The following is a 15,864-nucleotide window of genomic DNA, read 5'->3' as shown; positions in this document are numbered from 1 at the left end:
ACCCGACCACCCCCGGGGTCAGACGCTCACCGGGCCGCCGGTCCGCCAGTACACGCCGGCGTCCCGGGTGAGCAGCCCTTCGTCCACCAGGTAGCGGCGCACCGTCACGTGGTCCACCTCGCCGCCGTCGCACCACCGCCTCAGCACCTCCACCACGTCCCGCTCGGGGTACCGTCTACCCGGCTCGAACGCGGTGCTCACCTGTTCGAGCACCGCCCGCCTGCGCCCGCGCTGCGCGGGCAGCTTCACCAGCCGCCCATCTCGCACGAACGGGTCCTCGGGGACCCGGTTCGCCTGTTCGACCCGGGTGGCCTCCTTGAACAGCTCCTCGCGCAGCCGCAAGCCGGAACCGTCGGTCACGACGAGACCGGCCGACCGCAACCGGCCCAACGAGTTCTCGACCCGCCGAGCGTCCAACCCGGTCGCCTCGACGATGTCGGCGGTCGTGCGCGCACCCAGGACCAGCGCGGCGGCCACGCGCAACCGCTCCGGTTCGGCCAGCAGTCCGATCAGTGAATCAGGGGTCACTCTTCGAGCTAACCGAACCCGGCGGCCCGGTGCACGCCCATTTCGGCGGACCTTTAGTAGCCGTGCGCACTGATCACCTCTTCCCCCTGGCGTCGGTGGAGCCGGTTTTCGGCATGCCGACCGAGAACGCCCGCAAGTTCCAGCAGGTGGCGGCCGAGCAGGACCTCATCATCGACGTGCGGGCGACGAACCCGCACGCGGTGGCGTGGTTGCGCCGGGGCGCGCTGCCCAAACCCGAGGCCGTGAAGGCCAAGACCATCGACGACGACGACGTCCGGCTGGGCGCGGCGCCCCGCCACCGGGGCCTCGTCGGCTACTTCCGGCCCCGGTTACCGCTCGTCGACCTCGACGACCGGCTGCTGCGCCGGTACGACCAGCGGCGCGTCGAGTTCGAGGCGTTGCGCGAGAAGATGGCCCGGTTCGACCGGCGCGGCGAGTACGTGGTGCGCGACGGCGTCGTGCACGGTTTCGACCGGGACGGCCGGCTGCGGCCCCTGACCGGCGACCACGACGTGTTCGACATCCGCGCCTCCGGCGGCGCGGGCCTGAGCAGGCGCCGGTACGACCGCGCGGTGGCCACCATGATGTCGATGGACATGGGCGTCACGCACGGGGCCCACATGTACTGGCGGCCCACCACCCGGTCCGACCGCGCGATGTTCGAGTCGATCGCCCGCAGCGGGGACCCCAAGCTGCGCTTCCACCCGGACGGCACGATGACCGCGGGCGACTACCGCCGCTTGAACGCCGGGATCAGCGCGATCACCACGCCCGCGAGGGCGGCCCGGCCGTACGCCAGGGTCTCCCACGTGGGCAGACCCATGGTGCCGGTGTCGTCGGCGTAGGTGATGAACAGTTGGCCGTAGAGCACCAGCAGCAGGACGCCGTAGAGCCGCGCGTGCCGGTGTCGCCACGAGAGCAGGACACCGGCCACGCCGGTGCACACGTAGAGGGTGTGGTTGACGCCGTCGCCCATGGGCAGGAACGGGACGGAGGCGAGCACGACCTGGAGCACGCCGACGACGAGCGCGAGTGCCTGGGCCCGGCTGAACGACCGCTCGCCGGCTCCGGGCTCTGCCCGCCGGTCGGTGTCCTTCCGGGTCCGTCGCGCCTTCACGACCGCCTCGATCCGCATGGCTGCTGGTTACCCGGCCCCTTTCGGCTCACCCGCGACGCCGCGGGCTTCGCCCTATAGGGCACATCGCCCGACACGGTCCGGCATTACGGCCCACCCGGCGAGTCGTGCCCGTGCCACGCCCGGTGGGCGTGTCGGGTCGCGTTGGGCCGGACGGGTGTGTCGCGTTGGGCCGATCGGGTCGTGGCCGTCGTCCGGCGGCAGGTTCCGCCGGGTGTGCGCGTGTGGCGCGGGCCTGCCTGGTGCGAGTGCGCCCGGTCTCGTGCAGTGCCCGACCTTCCCTGGCGGCGGGGCCGGCGTGCGGCCCGGGCTCCTGTCGGCGCGGCGGCCTTGCCCGTTCCCGCGTGCCGACGTGCCCGGGGTCAGCGCAGCAGCCGGTCGATCTCCGCGCGGGCGTCCGCGGCCGCCCGGTCGGGTGTTCGCTCACCGGTGAGCACCCGCGAAGCCATGGTGGCGAGGGCGCGGGAGACGTCCGGGTACTGCGCGCCGTAGGCGGTGGGCGTCCGGGCGGACCGCAGTTGGGCGGTGAAGCCCGGCACGTTCGGGTCCCACTGCCAGGCCAGGGCGTCCACCGTGCCGGTGCGGTTGGGCAGCGCGCCGAGGCCGCCGCCGAACTCGGTGGCGTTGTCCGGGTGCTCGGCCAGCCACGTCAGCACGTCCCACGCCCGGTCGACCTGCCCCGCGCGGCCGACCACCCAGGTCTCGCCGCCGAGCTGCCCCGCCGGACCCGCCGCGCCGTCGGGCAGGGCCGCCGCGGCCCAGTCCAGCCCCGCCTGGTTGAGCTGCGGGACCGCGTCCGGCCCGGTGACCACCATCGCGCAGCGCCCCTCCGCGAACCGCTGCCGCGCGTCGGCGTCGGTCCAGCCCAGGACCTCCGCCGGGGCGCTGCGGTCGGTGTTCACCAGCGCGTCCAGGTGCGCGAGGGCGTCGAGGGACGGCTGCTCGTCGATGCCGGTCACGTCACCGCCCGCCTGCCACAGCAGGGGCAGGAACGTCGTGGTGAGGTCGTCGTCCTTCCCGCCGAAGCACAGGCCCGCCCGGTCGGTGGAGGTCAGGGCCTTGGCGGTGGTCCGCAAGCCCTCCCACGTGGTCGGCGGCGACGCGATCCCGGCGGCCTGGAAGTGCTCGCGGTTGTAGACGAGCGCGGTGGTGGTGCTGCGCAGCGGCACGCCGCGGACCCGGCCGTCGTGGGTCACGCTCTCGCGCACCGCCGGGAGGAAGTCGCCGGCGAGGCCCCACCGCTCGAACCGGTCGGTGAGGTCGGCCACGGCGTCGGCCTCGGCCAGCCGGGGCAGGTCGGTGGCGTCCACGGCGGCGATGTCGGGGAAGACGCCGGACGCGACCGCCTCGGCGAGCTTGGCCCGGAACTCGGGGCGGGACAGGGAGGTGCGCTCGATCCGCACACCGGGGTGTTCCTGCCCGTAGCGGGCGAGGAGGCTGTCCACCGCCTGGTCGGCCATGGGGGAGTGGGTGAAGTGATCCCACCAGGTCAGTGTCACCTGGTCTGGGATTTCGGTCTGCTCTGCGTTGCACGCGCCGGTCACGACCAGGACCGCTGCCAGGAGCAGCGCTCGTCCACGCATCCCGCTCCACCCTTCGGGGTAGGCGACCTCAACGGACTGTGATCGGTCCTACTCCGGTGCGCGAGGCGGTGTCAAGATCGGAGGTGGTTCAGACCTCCGGCCGTCCTCGGGGCGGCGGCGACGGTGTGGTGGTGGGCGTCCCGTCCGCGACCGGGTGGTCCGGCTCGGCGGGGTCGCCGGGGTCGGGGATGAGGTCGGCGAGGTAGGTGGCCGCCAACTCGTCGTAGATCGGTGTTGAACTCACGTTTCCGCATCCTGTCCGGCCCCGGGCCGCGGCGCTGCCCCTCTCACTCCTGTGGGTTACCTTTCGCCGTCCTCCGCCGGCCGGTCTCCGCACAAGTGCGGAGATCATTCCCGCTGGTGGGAGCGCCGGCCGGACCGATGTGGACAGTCCTCGACCTGATCGTCCGAGACCGGCCTCCACCCCCGTCACCCAGCCGTTATCGGAGTACCTGATTGAACGGCGGTAACAGGGGTACCCGTGCCTGCGATGAGGGCTTAGGCGGCCACCGCCCCCCAAACTGGCCGCCTGACAAGTCCCGGCCGGGCTCCCCTCCCCCCAAGAGTCCGGCCGGGCACCTCATCGCCCTTCCCCCAACACGGCGATCCGGCCGTTCCGGGTGCACCCCGGAACGGCCGGACCACCCCGTTGCGGGACAAGGCGTGGACGCCCCTCCGGGGGCGGGGCCTCACCCCGCCCCCGGATTCACGACGCCGTTTCGGTCGCCCCCGGCGGCACCCTCCGCGCGGGCGCGCGGTTCGGCGGCTGGCGCAGCACCGGCGGCTCCGGCGCGTCCGGTGTGGACACCGTGACGGGCCGGCCCGGTTCGACCACGATCGGCTCGCCGTGGTGGCGGGTGGCCAACGCCTCGCCCGACACGATCCGGTACGTGGCCGAGCCCGGCTCGACCTCCACCGCGAGGCGGGTGCCGCGGAACGACATGCGGAACGCCATCCGGCTCAACCCGGGCGGCAGGCGCGGCGCGAACGACAGCTCGCCGCCGTGGTCGCGCATCCCGCCGAACCCGGCCACGAGCGCGATCCACGCGCCCGCGAGCGACGCCATGTGCAGTCCGTTGTGGACGTTGCGGTGCAGGTCGTGCAGGTCGGTGAACGCGGCCTCGGCCAGGTAGTCGTAGGCGAGCTGCGCCGCGCCGACCTCGGCCGCCAGCACCGCCTGCGTGCCGGCGGACAGCGACGAGTCGCGCACCGTCCGCTGCTCGTAGTAGGCGAAGTTGCGCGCCTTCTGCGCCGCCGTGAACGCGTCGCCGCGCACGTGCATGGCCAGCACCAGGTCGGCCTGCTTGACCACCTGCTTGCGGTACAGGTCGAAGTACGGCCGGTTGAGCAGCAGGGGGTACTCGTCGGGGTCGGTGCCCTCGAAGTCCCACTCGGCGTGCGAGGTGAACCCCTCCGACTGCTGGTGCACGTCCAGCAGCTCGTCGTAGGGGATCAGCATCCCGTCGGCCGCCTTCCGCCAGGACCCCACCTCCTCGGTGGTCGCGTCGAGCCGCTCGGCCACGTCGGGGTGCCGCTCGCACGCCGCCGCCGCGTTGCGCAGGTTCTCCTGCGCGATGAGGTTGGTGTAGACGTTGTTGTCGACCACCGCCGAGTACTCGTCCGGCCCGGTCACGCCGTCGATGCGGAACCCGCCGTGCTGGTCGTGGTGGCCCAGCGACATCCACAGCCGCGCGGTCTCCACCAGGATCTCCGCGCCGCACTCGCGCTCGAACCCGTGGTCGCCGGTGGCGTTGACGTACTGCGCCACGGCGTGCGAGACGTCGCCGTTGACGTGGAACGCCGCCGTGCTCGCGGGCCAGTAGGCCGAGCACTCCGCGCCGCTGATCGAGCGCCACGGGAACGCCGCGCCGCGCTGCCCGAGCACCTCGGCCCGCTCGCGCGCCTTGTCCAGCGTCGAGTGCCGCCACCGCAGCGCGTCCCGCGCCGCCTCGGGCACGGTGTAGGCCAGCACGGGCAGCACGAACATCTCGGTGTCCCAGAACGCGTGCCCGTCGTAGCCGGGCCCGGTCAGCCCCTTGCCCGGGATCGCCCGCGTCTCGCCGCGCACCGCCGCCTGCATGATGTGGAACAACGCGAACCGCAGCGCCTGCTGCAGCTCGTCGTCGCCGTGCAGCTCGATGTCGGCGACCTCCCAGAAGTCGTCCAGGAACCGCCGCTGCTCGGCCAGCAGGCCCTCCCAGCCGGTCTGCCGCGCGCCCGCCAGCGCGGCCTCGACCTGCGCCCGCAGCGCGGGCACGGACCGCTGCGCCGACCAGCCGTACCCCAGGTACTTGACCAGCCGCAGCCTGCCGCCCGCGGGCACGTCCACGGCCGCGGTGAACCGGGCCAGGTCGCCCTCGGCGCGGATCTCCGTGCGCAACCCGTCGTGGACCTCCAGCTCGTGGTCCATGGCCGCGGCCATCCGCAGCCCGGAGTTGCGCGCGTGGTGCGCCAGCACGGCCCGGTAGTCCTCGGCGTGCGCGAAGTCCGACACCAGCGGCTCGTTCAGGGCCGCGGCGACGCGCGGGTCGTCGCCCTCGTTCTCCACCGGCTCGTTGGCCAGCAGGTCGGACTGCACGACGAGCTGCACGTCCTCGCTCGGCTCGACCTCGTAGAGGATCGCCGCCACGGCCCGCTGGGTCAGCGACACGAGCCGTTCCGACCGCACGGTGACCCGGCGGCCGGTCGGCGACTCCCACTCCGTGCTCCGGCGCAGCGTGCCGGTGCGGAAGTCGAGTTCGCGCCGGTGGGCGTGGGCGCGGCCGTAGCGCATGTCCAGCGGCTCGTCCTCGACCAGCAGGCGGATCACCTTGCCGTCGGTGACGTTGACGACCGTCTGGCCCGCCTCGGGGTAGCCGTAGCCGCCTTCGCCGTACGGCAGCGCGTGCTCCTCGTAGAACCCGTTGAGGTAGGTGCCGGGCAGGCCGCGCGGCTCGCCCTCGTCCAGCGTGCCGCGCAGGCCGATGTGCCCGTTGGACAGCGCGAACACCGACTCGGTCCGGCGCAGCTGGTCGACCGCGAGGCCGTCCCAGCGCACCATCCAGGGGTGGATCTCCCAGCCGCTCACAGCAGCTCCGCCAGGTCCTCGACCACGACGTCCGCGCCGTGCGCCAGCAGCGCGTCCCGCTGGCCGGTCCGGTCCACGCCGACCACGTGCCCGAACCCGCCCGCGCGGCCCGCCTGCACGCCCGCCAGCGCGTCCTCGAACACGGCCGCGTGCTCCGGGCCCGTGCCGAGCAGCTTCGCGCCCGCCAGGAACGAGTCGGGCGCGGGCTTGCCCTTGAGCCCGTCGTGGACGATCACCACGCCGTCCACCAGGGCCTGCACGAACGGGCTGAGGCCCGCCGCGTCGAGCACCTTGCGCGCGTTCGCCGACGACGTCACCACGCCGATGGCGAGCCCTTCGTCGCGCACCGCGCTCAGGTAGGGGACCGTGCCCGCGTAGGGCGTCACACCTTCGTGTCGGATGATGGCCTCCAACAGGTCGTTCTTGCGGTTGCCGACGCCGTGCACCGTGTCGCGGTCCGGCGGGTCGTCCGGCGCGCCCTCGGGCAGCGTGATGCCGCGCGAGGCCAGGAACTCCCGCACGCCGTCGTACCGGGGCCGCCCGTCCACGTACTTCAGGTAGTCCGATTCGGCGAACGGAGGTTGGCCGAGCGGGCGCAGGAAGTCGTCGAACGTGCGCCGCCAGGCGCGGCGGTGCAGCACGGCCGTGCTCGTGAGCACGCCGTCCAGGTCGAAGAGGCAGGCGGTGATCGCGTCAGGCAGTCCGAGGGCCATGGTCAGTTGTCTACCCGTTCCCGGTCCGGGGTACCCGCTGGTCGGACGCACAACGGCGGAGGGATCTGACCATGGGCAAGCCGCGCGTGCTGGTCGTCGGAACGGGCTTCGCGGGCTACCACTGCCTGCGCACGCTGGAACGCGTGCTCCCGGCCGACGCCGCCGAACTGGTGGCGGTCAACCCCACCGACTACATGCTGTACGTGCCGCTGCTGCCGGAGGTGGCGGGCGGCTCGCTGGACCCGCGCCGGGTCGCCGTGCCGCTGCGGCCGAAGCTGCCCCGCACGCGGTTGGTGCAGGCGAACGTCACCGGGATCGACCTGGCCACCCGCACGTGCACCGCGGTGGACGTGGAGGGGCGCGAGCACGTGCTGGAGTGGGACCGGCTCGTGCTGACCGCGGGCTCGGTCACCCGGCTGCTGTCGATCCCGGGCGTGGCGGAGCACGCGTTCGGGTTCAAGTCGGTCGCCGAGGCGGTGTTCCTGCGCGACCACGTGCTGCGGCAGGTCGAGCTGGCCGAGCAGGCGACCGACCCGGCCGAGCGGGCGGCGCGGGCGACGTTCGTCGTGGTCGGGGCCGGGTACACGGGCACGGAGCTGGTGGCGCAGGGCCAGCAGCTCACCCGGTCGGCGTTGCGCGGGCGCACCGGGCTCGCGGAGTCCGAGATCAAGTGGGTGCTCGTGGACATGGCGCCGCGCGTGCTGCCCGGCCTGGACGACCGGCTGTCCGGACCGGCCGCGCGGGTGCTGCGCGCCCGAGGCGTGGACCTCCGGCTGGAGACCAGCGTCAAGGAGGTCACCCCGGACTGCGCCGTGCTGACCGACGGTAGCCGCATCCCCACCCGGACCCTGGTGTGGTGCGTGGGCGTGCGGCCCGACCCGCTGGTGGAGTCGGTGGCGTTGTCCACGGTGAAGGGGCGGGTCGTGGTGGACCCGACGCTGGCCGTGCCGACGCACCCGCACGTGTTCGCGGCCGGCGACGTGGCCGCCGTGCCCGACGTGTACCACGACGGCGAGCCGACCCCGATGACCGCGCAGCACGCGCAGCGGCAGGGCAAGCTCGCCGGGCGCAACGTCGCGGCGTCGCTCGGGCATGGCGACGTGGGCGCCTACCGGCACCGCGACCTCGGTTTCGTGGTCGACCTGGCGGGCTCGCAGGCCGTCGCCAACCCGCTGCGGGTGCCGATGACCGGCGTGCCGGCGAAGGCGGTCGCCCGCGGGTACCACCTGCTCGCGATGCCGGGCAACCGGCTGCGGGTGGCGGTCGACTGGCTGACCGACCTGCTCGCCCGTCGCCAGGTGGTGCAGTTCGGGCTGGTCCCGGAGGCGGGCGTGCGGCTGGGCGACGTCGAGAAGGCCGCCACCGGCCAGCGCCGGTGAGGTCGGAGCCGGTGAGGCTGGAGCCGGTGAGGCTGGAGCCGGTGAGGCCGGAAGAGGCCGCGACCGGCCGGCGTCGGTGAAGACCGGCCGGTGAGGCCCGACGGCGTGCCCGGTCGAGGGGCGCGCCGTGCGGGCCGGCCGTGCGGGGCCGTCACCGGGCTTCGGGTCAGGCGGGCTTCAGCGGGTCGTGGCCGATCGACATGAGGCGGTGCCGCCAGTGCGCCTCGCCCGCGGTCGGCTCCAGGTCGGCCCGGCGCTGCTCGTGCACCCGGTCCACGACCTTGCGCATCACCCTGACGTCCTCGGTGGTCAGGTCCGTGCGGCGCTTGCGCAGGACCCGGAGGACCTCCTGGCCGGTCGGCGTCCCCGCCTGGTCCGGCACGGTCTCGCTGTCCTCGTCCGCCGAGCGGGTCCGCAACCACTCCTCCAGCTCGTGCGAGGTCATGTTCACCACGCGGTGGAACTCGTCCCACAAGGTGTCGGTCATGGGGATGAGGTTTGCCGCCGCGGGACCGGTCGAAACGGCCACGGCGGGGCGAACCCGGCCCCGACGACGCGGGGGCCGGGGTCCCGCCGGGGTCAGATCAGGTCCGGCGCGTACTGCGCCTTCGCCGCCGCGACGGCCGCCTGGACCTCCTCCTCGGTGGCGCTGCCGGACGCCGCGACGGCCGCCGTCCACGCCTCGATCGACCCCAGGTTCAACCGCTGCGTCTCGGGCGAGTTGGCGGCGGCGGTCGGGTCGTCGCCCTCCGCGACCTGGCCCGCCAGCCAGAGGGCGAGGCCGAGCAGCGCGCCGTCCCAGCCGGGGCCGACGTAGAGCGCGCCCGCGCCGCTGCCGGCCATCGCCTTGGGCACGGTGTGCTCCAGCTCGACCGTCGTCCGCTCGTCCTCGTCCGCGACCAGGCGCAGCTCCACGATGCTGGTCTCGCCGCCGAACGTGACCCGCAGAAGCTTCGGCGGCGAGCACGTCAGGATCCGGCCGCCCGCGTTGCCCTCCAGCTGGAAGTCGCCGCCCTCGCGCAGGTCGCCGCTGATCGGCATGAACCAGCGCCGGAGCCGGTCGGGGTCGGTCACCGCGTCCCACACGTCCTCGGCCGCCGCGTCGTACGTGCGGCGCAGCAGCACGCCCACGGTCTCGTCCGAGCCCGCGTTCACCTCGCGGTGGATGGCCTTGAGCTGGGCGGCGATGTCGATCACTGTCGTTCCTCCTTGAGTCGCCTCTCGCGCTTGCCGCGCGCGAGTTCGGTGGCCAGCGCGTCGAGGTGCCCGCTCCAGAACCGGCGGAACCGGTCGAGCCACTCGTCCACCTCCCGCAGCCCCTGGTCGTCCACCGCGTAGAGGCGTCGGGTGCCTTCCGCGCGGACGCGGGCGAAGCCGTTCTCGCGCAGCACCCGCAGGTGCTGGGAGACGGCGGGCTGCGAGATGCCGAACTCCCGGCGGACCACCTCCGTGACCGCCCCGGAGGTCTGCTCACCGTCGGCCAACAGCTCCAGGATGCGGCGACGGACGGGATCGCCGAGTACGTCGAACGCGTGCACGACCTGCATCTTTCAGGCTCGGCTTATATAAGTCAAATCTAAGGCTCCGGAATTGTCGGTGGTCGGTGGCACTATCTCGAACGGATGTTCGGTACGCGTTCGAAGGGAGCCATGCGATGCGTGTTCGACTCGATCCCCGTCAGTGGCCCGGCCGTGTCATCCCCGAGACCGACGCCGAGATCGACACGGCGGTCGAGGCGCTCTGCCTGCGCGCCACCTGGCCCGACGCCCACCGCGCCGCCGTGCGCCGGGTCGTCGAGCCGTGGTTCGGCGAGGGGTGGAGCGTCGATGCCCTGCTGGCGGCGGTCGACCGCAGGCCGGACGGCACGAGGCAGGGCAGCCCGCGCAACCGCGACCAGGTGGCGCACGACTTCCTCCGTGCGCGGCTGCGGTCGTGGTGGCAGGGGGGCGCGCGGCGAGCGCGCCCCCCGGTGGCGGGCATGACGCTGGGCGCGTGGTGGCGGATCAACCGCCGCAACGCCCGGCTGACCGAGCCGCGGCCCCGGCGGCCGCTGAGCGCGGCGGGCAGCCTCGCGCGCGAGCAGTCGCGGGAGCGGGTGCGGGCCAGGGTGAAGGACCCGGTGGAGCGGTCGCGCGAGTTGGCGCGGCGGCGGCAGGAGGTGCTGGACAGCCTGCTGGTGCCGGGGCAGCGGGTGCCGACGTTCGACGACGCCCGGAAGCTGCTGGCCGACGTGCGGCTGCCCGCGCACCCGGTGTGCAGCCGGTGCGGGTGTCGGCAGGGGGTGCTGCCGAACGCCGCTTGACACGTCCTTAGTCTGTGGTTCCCGACACGGTGATTCTCGGCCGGCGGGTTCGTGCGCTTCCGGGCAGCGACGCCCGCCGGTGGCCCCTGCCGCCCGAGCCGTGCGCGGCCCGCCGTGACGCGACCGGTCGACGTCCTGTTCCGCAAGCTGTGGCCGTAGGAGTTGGCAGTGTCCTGGTTGTTCACCCTCGTCCTGTGCGTGGCGGCGTTCCTGGCGGGCGCGGCCCTGGTCTGGTCGCGCCTTAACCCCACCATCCGCGACCTGCGCGCCCGCCTCGACCAGCCGACCACCCCGAACGCCACCACCGCACCGACCACCCCGAAGGCCACCGCCACCGACGAGGCCGCCGCCGAGCCCACCACCTCCGCGCCGACGACCCCGGCACCCGCGCCCGCCGCGGCCACCACGGACTCGGCCCCTGCCGCCCCGACCGCCGCCACGCCGGCCGCCACCGAGCCGGTCCGCGCCGAAACCACCGCCGAGCCGGTTGCCGCCGAGCCCGCCGCCAAGCCTGCTGTCGCGGACTCCACCACCGCCGAGCCGACCGCCGCCGAAGCCGCCCCCGAGCCGGCCGTCGCCGAACCCGAGCCCGCACCGGCTGCCGCCGCCGAGCCGACCACGACGGCCGAGCCGATCGCCGCCGAGCCGACCCCTGCCGCCGCGCCCGCCAAGTCCGCGCCTGCCGAGCCGGCCGCCGTGGAGCCCGCCGAGTCCGCGCCTGCCGAGTCCGCGCCCACCGAGCCGGTTGCCGCCGCCGAGCCGGTTGCCGCCCAGCCCGCCGCGCCCGCCGCCCCTGCCGAGCCGGTCGCCGCAGACCCGGTTGCCGCCGTGCCGGTTGAGGCGGAGCCGGTTGCCGCGGAGCACGTCGCCGCAGAGCCGGAGGCGCAGCCCGCCGCGACCGCCGCGACCGGGAACCCGGAGGGCCTGGCGGTCAAGGCGAACTCCAAGTCGATGATCTTCCACACCCCGGACTCGCCGTACTACAAGCGCATGAAGGGCGACGTCACCTTCGCCTCCGTCGCCGAAGCCGAGCGCGCCGGCTACACCCAGTGGACCCCGAAGCCGAAGGTCGCCTCACCCGCCCGCTGACCCAACCCCCGAACCCGCCGAACCAGCGCACAACCGAACGCATAGGCCCGCACCGCCCGGGTACGCCCCGGTCGGGGTGACCTGATGCCGACGCGAGGCCCGACGTGACCGCGCTGGCGCTCCACCGCACCGACGTCGCCGGCGTCGCGGTGCTGCGCCCGGCCGGCACGCTCGACCTGACCACCTATCGCGACCTGCGCGACGGGCTGCTGGAGTGCGCCGCCGACGAGCCGACCGCGCTCGTCGTCCGGCTGGACGACGGCTTCGAGTGCGCCACGCCCGCGTTCATGTCGGTCTTCACGACGGTATGCCAACGCGTGGCCGAGTGGCCGGGCGTGCCGGTGCTGCTGGTCGCCGAGACGCCCGGCCACCGGCGCTCCCGGGCGGCCGCCGCGGTGCCCCGGTTCACCACTCTCACCGCCGCCCTGGCCGCCGCCGAACGCCCGCCCGACCACCCGCCCGACCACCGCGCCGAGATCCGCCTGCCCGCCTCCCTCGCCGGCGGCCGGCTCGCCCGGTGCTTCGTCCGGGACGCCTGCGAGCGCTGGGTCGTCGCCCACCTCGTCCCCAGCGCCGCCACGGTGGCCACCGAACTGGTCGAGAACGCCGTCCGCCACGCGCGTTCCGCCCCGGTGCTGCGCCTGCGGCTGAACGGCCGCGCCCTGACCATCGCGGTGTGCGACGACGACCCCGACCCGCCCGCCACGCCGGCGGTCGAGCCGCTGCGGCCGGGCGGGCGGGGCATCATGATCGTGTCGTCGTTGAGCCGGACGTGGGGCTGCTACCGGCGACCGCGGGGCGGCAAGATCGTGTGGGCGGTCCTGGACGGGTGACCGTCAGCTCGCCTCGTCCACGGCCGCCACGATCGTGAACCGGTCCACCAGCCCGGTCAGCTGCAACGGCTGCCGCACGACCTTCGTCGTCACCACCAGCCGCAACGCCGTGTCCTCCGCCACGCACGCCGCGCGCAGCGCGATCAGCATGTTGATCCCGGTCGACCCGAGGAACGTCACCCCGGACAGGTCGAGCACCAGCACCCGGACCGGGCGGCCGAGCACGGCGCGGACGTGGCCCTCCACCGCCGGTGTCGTCGCCATGTCGAGTTCACCCGCCACGGCGACGACCACCACACCCGCGGACACCTCGCGCGTCGTGAACGTGACGGCGTCGGTGAAGTCGTCCATGTCCCACTCCAGGGTGTGGTCGGCAGTGTGCGGCTGTCTGCTCAACCGCGCTCAGCCTAGGCCCACGCAAACTGTGAGCCCCCGTCAGGACCGGTGCAACTCCTTCGCCAGCTCCGACTTGCTCATCCCCGACGCCCCCGACAGGCCCGCGTTGCGCGCCTGCGCGAGCAGTTCCTCGCGCGTTTCCTCACCCGGCCGGTCGCCCAGGTGCCGGGCCCGGCTCTCGGCGAACGCCCGCCCCAGCTCCTGGCGCCGCGCGTCGTCCAACCGCTCGCGCATGCCCGGCAGGACCGTCGACTCCTCTTCCTCGACGTGGTGCGTCACGGACTCGACCAGCTCCCGCAGCACGTCGTCGAACGCGGCCGACGTCGGATCCGTCCCGGACAGCTTGATCAGCAGCCGCTCGGCCTCGGCGTGCTCCTCCTGGCTGTGCTCGACCTCCTCGGTCTCGCCCGCCTCGTCTTGGCGACCGGGTAGACCTCGGCCTCCTCGGCGCGGCTGTGCGCGGTGAGCACGGCGGTCAGCACGGGCACCAGCAGCGGCCGCTTCTCCGGGTGGTCCTTCAGCTCGGCGAACAGCCGCTCCACCTCGCGGTGGTCCTGCATGATCAGATCGACTACGTCGGGCATGTCGTCCTCCGTCACGTGATGTGGCGCAGGAGTAGTACCCGGAGATCAGCCGACCACGCGTCGGATCACGTCGACGGGCCCGATGGACTCGATGTCCTGGATCTTCACGGGCACGCCCTCGGTGGACGCGTGCACCGCGCGCAGGCCGTCGATCGCCATCGCCACGTGCGTCCGCCCCGAGTAGTAGATGATCAGGTCGCCGGCCTTCACGTCGTTGCGCGACACCGACCGGCCGATGGTGGCCTGGCCGTAGGTGGTGCGCGGGATGGCGATGCCCGCCGACCGGTACGCCGCCTGCATCAGGCTGGAGCAGTCCCACGTGTCCGGACCGTTCGAGCCGTACACGTAGTCCTTGCCGCGTTGCGCCAGCGCGAACGCCAGCGCCCGGCCCGCCGTGCCCGACGGCACCGGGATCTCGCTCATGTCGCCCGCGTTGTTCAACGCCGCCCGTTCGGCCGGGCTCAACGAGCGGTACGCGTCGCGGGCCTCGGCGATCTGCCCGTCGAGCGCGGCCTTGCGCTGGTCGATGTCCGCGATCGCCTGGTTCGCGGCCCCGGCGGCCTCGGTGGCGCGGCGGGCGGCGTCGTTGGCGCGGTCGACGGCCTCGCCGAGGCCCTGCAACGCCTCCGCGCTGTCGCCCGCCAGCACGCCGAGCGCGGACATGCGGTTGAGGAAGTCCTGTTGCGAGTCGCTGACGAGCAGCGCGGAGAGCTGGTTGAACCGCGCGCCCTCGAAGGACGCCTCGGTGAGCAGGTCCACCTGGCCGCGCAGCGACTCCTGCGCCTGCTGCGCCGCGGTGAGGTCGCGGTTGGCCTGGTCGAGCGCTCCCTGCGCGTTCGTCAGGGCCTCCTGCGCCCGCAGGTGCTCCTCGTTCAGCGCCTCGGCCTGGGTGGACAGCTCGTTGTACTTCCGCAACGCCTCCGAGGCGTTCGACGGCGCCTCGGGGTCCGCCGCGGCGTGGGGGAGGGGCGGGACGGCCCCGATCAGCACGGAGACGGCCGTCGCCGTCAGGGCCGCGCGGACGGTGCGCTGAGCGGTTGTCGACGCCACGGTCGCGCGGTCCTCCTTCACACCGGGTGGGCTGCCCTCGAACGGGTTACACCCGCCCAGGTCGCGGTCAGGTTACGGAACCGGTCGCGGCTCGTCCACCAACGGCCCCACCGGGGCGTGTCACCGGTCCGCCCGCACGGCGCGGGTGAACCGCCGCCACCGGTCGGAACCCACGCAGAGCACCGGGCCGAGCCCTCGGTCCTTCGAGTCGCGCACCCGCACCACGTCGCCGTCGAACCGGACCTCGACGCAGTCGCCGGACGCGGTGCTGAAGCTGCTCTTGAACCAGCCGCGCGCGGTGGCGGAGGGGCTGTGGGGCATCAGAAGCGCTCCATCTCGTGGTAGACCGCGCGGATGAAGTCGCGCGAGTCGTGGTCGCCGAGGGCCCGGTCGAACGTCTCCGCGAAGCTCGCCACCGACTCGACTATCACCTGGCGCTTGTCCACGAGGACACCGCTGATCGCCGTCTCCTGGTACAGCAGGTCGCCGAGCTTGGCGGAGCGGAAGGAGAGGATCTTCAGCGCGGAGCCGAGCAGCGGGTGCGCGCCCGCCATGAACGGGATCACGCGGATGCGGACGTGGTCCCCCTTGCGGTCGAGGACGTCGAGCAGGTGGGCGAGCTGCCCGCGCACGACGCCCGGGTCCCCGACCCACTGCCGCAACGCGGCCTCGCCGAGCACCACGTCCAGCTTGAGCGGGTCCGGGCCGTCCAGCCGGACCTGCCGCGCGAGCCGCGTGCGCAGCCGCGGGCCGATGTCGACCGGCCGGATGTAGGGCGTGCCGGCGACCATCACGGCCCGCGCGTAGTCGGCGGTCTGCAACAGCCCCGGGATGATGTCCGGCGCGTACTCGAAGACCTTGTCCGCGCCCGCCTCCAACCCCAGCAGCCGCAGGAACTCGTCCGAGTAGAGCCGGCCGTACTCGTGCCACCACTCGCGCCGCTCGGTCTGCGCGCGCAGCGCCTCCAGCTCGGCGCGCTCGCCGGCCGACAGCCCGTAGGCGTCGGCGAGGTCGCCGAGCTTGGCGGGGGTCAGCCGGCGCTTGCCGGACTCGATCGCGGACAGGTTCGTGCCGCCGATGCCCGTCGTCTTGCCGACCGCCGCCGCGGTGAGCCCGAGCCGCTCCCGGTGCTCGCGCAGCCTCAACCCGAGTTCCCACGCCTGAACCGTGCTGGAGATCGGGGCGTCGTCGCCCATGCCCTCATC

At 73.8% G+C, this 15,864-nt stretch carries 20 protein-coding genes; 5 read left to right on the top strand and 15 right to left on the bottom strand.

The window, feature by feature from the left end; translation table 11 throughout:
* Positions 1 to 18: 18 nt before the first annotated feature.
* Positions 19 to 528, bottom strand: a complete 510-nt coding sequence (locus ACWEFJ_RS08165; protein ID WP_378096086.1) for a DUF2087 domain-containing protein — start codon at positions 526 to 528, stop codon at positions 19 to 21.
* Positions 529 to 590: 62 nt separating this feature from the next.
* On the opposite strand from ACWEFJ_RS08165, the gene ACWEFJ_RS08160 reads away from it, so the two are divergent.
* Entirely contained in the window at positions 591 to 1,373 is a 783-nt protein-coding gene (locus ACWEFJ_RS08160) for a hypothetical protein (RefSeq protein ID WP_378096089.1), read from the top strand.
* On the opposite strand, the gene ACWEFJ_RS08155 is transcribed toward ACWEFJ_RS08160, so the two are convergent.
* The 5 genes from ACWEFJ_RS08155 to ACWEFJ_RS08135 form a co-directional block, all read right to left on the bottom strand.
* Positions 1,259 to 1,663 (bottom strand): hypothetical protein, encoded by a 405-nt coding sequence (locus tag ACWEFJ_RS08155; protein WP_378096092.1) that lies wholly within the window; start codon positions 1,661 to 1,663, stop codon positions 1,259 to 1,261. The genes ACWEFJ_RS08160 and ACWEFJ_RS08155 overlap by 115 nt on opposite strands.
* Positions 1,664 to 2,025: 362 nt before the next feature.
* Positions 2,026 to 3,123 carry an ABC transporter substrate-binding protein gene (locus ACWEFJ_RS08150; protein ID WP_378096095.1) on the bottom strand — a complete coding sequence of 366 codons (1,098 nt, stop codon included), beginning with the start codon at positions 3,121 to 3,123 and terminating at the stop codon, positions 2,026 to 2,028.
* A gap of 211 nt (positions 3,124 to 3,334) precedes the next feature.
* The gene (locus ACWEFJ_RS08145) at positions 3,335 to 3,490 is read right to left on the bottom strand and encodes a hypothetical protein (RefSeq protein WP_378096097.1); all 156 of its coding nucleotides are present in this window, start codon (positions 3,488 to 3,490) and stop codon (positions 3,335 to 3,337) included.
* Between the two features lie 462 nt (positions 3,491 to 3,952).
* Complete coding sequence (locus ACWEFJ_RS08140) at positions 3,953 to 6,286, bottom strand: glycoside hydrolase family 65 protein (RefSeq protein WP_449713375.1); 2,334 nt, start codon at positions 6,284 to 6,286, stop codon at positions 3,953 to 3,955.
* Positions 6,287 to 6,309: 23 nt separating this feature from the next.
* Positions 6,310 to 7,026, bottom strand: coding sequence for an HAD family hydrolase (locus tag ACWEFJ_RS08135; protein ID WP_378090665.1), 717 nt, complete (start codon positions 7,024 to 7,026; stop codon positions 6,310 to 6,312).
* Positions 7,027 to 7,097: 71 nt separating this feature from the next.
* Here ACWEFJ_RS08135 and ACWEFJ_RS08130 point away from each other — a divergent pair, with 71 nt between their 5' ends.
* Entirely contained in the window at positions 7,098 to 8,405 is a 1,308-nt protein-coding gene (locus ACWEFJ_RS08130; RefSeq protein ID WP_378090666.1) for an NAD(P)/FAD-dependent oxidoreductase, read from the top strand.
* Positions 8,406 to 8,571: 166 nt separating this feature from the next.
* Here ACWEFJ_RS08130 and ACWEFJ_RS08125 read toward each other — a convergent pair whose 3' ends face one another.
* From ACWEFJ_RS08125 to ACWEFJ_RS08115, 3 genes are all read right to left on the bottom strand, one after another.
* Positions 8,572 to 8,892, bottom strand: a complete 321-nt coding sequence (locus tag ACWEFJ_RS08125; protein WP_378090667.1) for a DUF3140 domain-containing protein — start codon at positions 8,890 to 8,892, stop codon at positions 8,572 to 8,574.
* A 92-nt stretch (positions 8,893 to 8,984) separates the two neighbouring features.
* Complete coding sequence (locus ACWEFJ_RS08120; RefSeq protein ID WP_449713284.1) at positions 8,985 to 9,602, bottom strand: SRPBCC domain-containing protein; 618 nt, start codon at positions 9,600 to 9,602, stop codon at positions 8,985 to 8,987.
* Complete coding sequence (locus tag ACWEFJ_RS08115; RefSeq protein WP_378090669.1) at positions 9,599 to 9,943, bottom strand: ArsR/SmtB family transcription factor; 345 nt, start codon at positions 9,941 to 9,943, stop codon at positions 9,599 to 9,601. The genes ACWEFJ_RS08120 and ACWEFJ_RS08115 overlap by 4 nt, the downstream gene beginning before the upstream one ends.
* 116 nt (positions 9,944 to 10,059) lie before the next feature.
* On the opposite strand from ACWEFJ_RS08115, the gene ACWEFJ_RS08110 reads away from it, so the two are divergent.
* The 3 genes from ACWEFJ_RS08110 (at position 10,060) to ACWEFJ_RS08100 (ending at position 12,629) form a co-directional block, all read left to right on the top strand.
* Complete coding sequence (locus tag ACWEFJ_RS08110) at positions 10,060 to 10,707, top strand: hypothetical protein (RefSeq protein ID WP_233823514.1); 648 nt, start codon at positions 10,060 to 10,062, stop codon at positions 10,705 to 10,707.
* A 168-nt stretch (positions 10,708 to 10,875) separates the two neighbouring features.
* Entirely contained in the window at positions 10,876 to 11,796 is a 921-nt protein-coding gene (locus tag ACWEFJ_RS08105) for a sunset domain-containing protein (protein ID WP_449713283.1), read from the top strand.
* A gap of 104 nt (positions 11,797 to 11,900) precedes the next feature.
* Positions 11,901 to 12,629 (top strand): ATP-binding protein, encoded by a 729-nt coding sequence (locus ACWEFJ_RS08100; RefSeq protein WP_449713282.1) that lies wholly within the window; start codon positions 11,901 to 11,903, stop codon positions 12,627 to 12,629.
* Positions 12,630 to 12,632: 3 nt separating this feature from the next.
* Here ACWEFJ_RS08100 and ACWEFJ_RS08095 read toward each other — a convergent pair whose 3' ends face one another.
* The 6 genes from ACWEFJ_RS08095 to ACWEFJ_RS08070 all read right to left on the bottom strand — a co-directional run bounded on the left by ACWEFJ_RS08095 (position 12,633) and on the right by ACWEFJ_RS08070 (position 15,855).
* Complete coding sequence (locus ACWEFJ_RS08095) at positions 12,633 to 13,025, bottom strand: STAS domain-containing protein (RefSeq protein WP_378090672.1); 393 nt, start codon at positions 13,023 to 13,025, stop codon at positions 12,633 to 12,635.
* A gap of 39 nt (positions 13,026 to 13,064) precedes the next feature.
* Positions 13,065 to 13,328, bottom strand: a complete 264-nt coding sequence (locus ACWEFJ_RS08090; RefSeq protein ID WP_449713281.1) for a hypothetical protein — start codon at positions 13,326 to 13,328, stop codon at positions 13,065 to 13,067.
* 44 nt (positions 13,329 to 13,372) lie between these two features.
* A complete protein-coding gene (locus ACWEFJ_RS08085; protein ID WP_449713280.1) occupies positions 13,373 to 13,609 on the bottom strand; it encodes a hemerythrin domain-containing protein in 237 nt (78 codons plus the stop codon).
* A 45-nt stretch (positions 13,610 to 13,654) separates the two neighbouring features.
* Complete coding sequence (locus tag ACWEFJ_RS08080; RefSeq protein ID WP_378090674.1) at positions 13,655 to 14,659, bottom strand: C40 family peptidase; 1,005 nt, start codon at positions 14,657 to 14,659, stop codon at positions 13,655 to 13,657.
* 120 nt (positions 14,660 to 14,779) lie between these two features.
* Entirely contained in the window at positions 14,780 to 14,980 is a 201-nt protein-coding gene (locus tag ACWEFJ_RS08075; RefSeq protein WP_378090675.1) for a DUF397 domain-containing protein, read from the bottom strand.
* Positions 14,980 to 15,855 (bottom strand): helix-turn-helix domain-containing protein, encoded by an 876-nt coding sequence (locus ACWEFJ_RS08070; protein ID WP_449713279.1) that lies wholly within the window; start codon positions 15,853 to 15,855, stop codon positions 14,980 to 14,982. Before ACWEFJ_RS08070 ends, ACWEFJ_RS08075 begins: the two co-directional genes overlap by 1 nt.
* Positions 15,856 to 15,864 lie beyond the last annotated feature (9 nt).

This window comes from Actinosynnema sp. NPDC004786, from assembly GCF_053601135.1.
Note: the sequence above shows the minus strand (reverse complement) of the source record. Positions and strands in the feature narration are given on the sequence as shown.

Excerpts from the sequence above, each read along its gene's own strand:
- ACWEFJ_RS08155 (WP_378096092.1), bottom strand. The coding sequence starts at position 1,663 with ATGCGGATCGAGGCGGTCGTGAAGGCGCGACGGACCCGGAAGGACACC.
- ACWEFJ_RS08150 (WP_378096095.1), bottom strand. The coding sequence starts at position 3,123 with ATGGCCGACCAGGCGGTGGACAGCCTCCTCGCCCGCTACGGGCAGGAA.
- ACWEFJ_RS08140 (WP_449713375.1), bottom strand. The coding sequence starts at position 6,286 with ATGGTGCGCTGGGACGGCCTCGCGGTCGACCAGCTGCGCCGGACCGAG.
- ACWEFJ_RS08135 (WP_378090665.1), bottom strand. The coding sequence starts at position 7,026 with ATGGCCCTCGGACTGCCTGACGCGATCACCGCCTGCCTCTTCGACCTG.
- ACWEFJ_RS08130 (WP_378090666.1), top strand. The coding sequence starts at position 7,098 with ATGGGCAAGCCGCGCGTGCTGGTCGTCGGAACGGGCTTCGCGGGCTAC.
- ACWEFJ_RS08125 (WP_378090667.1), bottom strand. The coding sequence starts at position 8,892 with ATGACCGACACCTTGTGGGACGAGTTCCACCGCGTGGTGAACATGACC.
- ACWEFJ_RS08110 (WP_233823514.1), top strand. The coding sequence starts at position 10,060 with ATGCGTGTTCGACTCGATCCCCGTCAGTGGCCCGGCCGTGTCATCCCC.
- ACWEFJ_RS08085 (WP_449713280.1), bottom strand. The coding sequence starts at position 13,609 with ATGCCCGACGTAGTCGATCTGATCATGCAGGACCACCGCGAGGTGGAG.
- ACWEFJ_RS08075 (WP_378090675.1), bottom strand. The coding sequence starts at position 14,980 with ATGCCCCACAGCCCCTCCGCCACCGCGCGCGGCTGGTTCAAGAGCAGC.
- ACWEFJ_RS08070 (WP_449713279.1), bottom strand. The coding sequence starts at position 15,855 with ATGGGCGACGACGCCCCGATCTCCAGCACGGTTCAGGCGTGGGAACTC.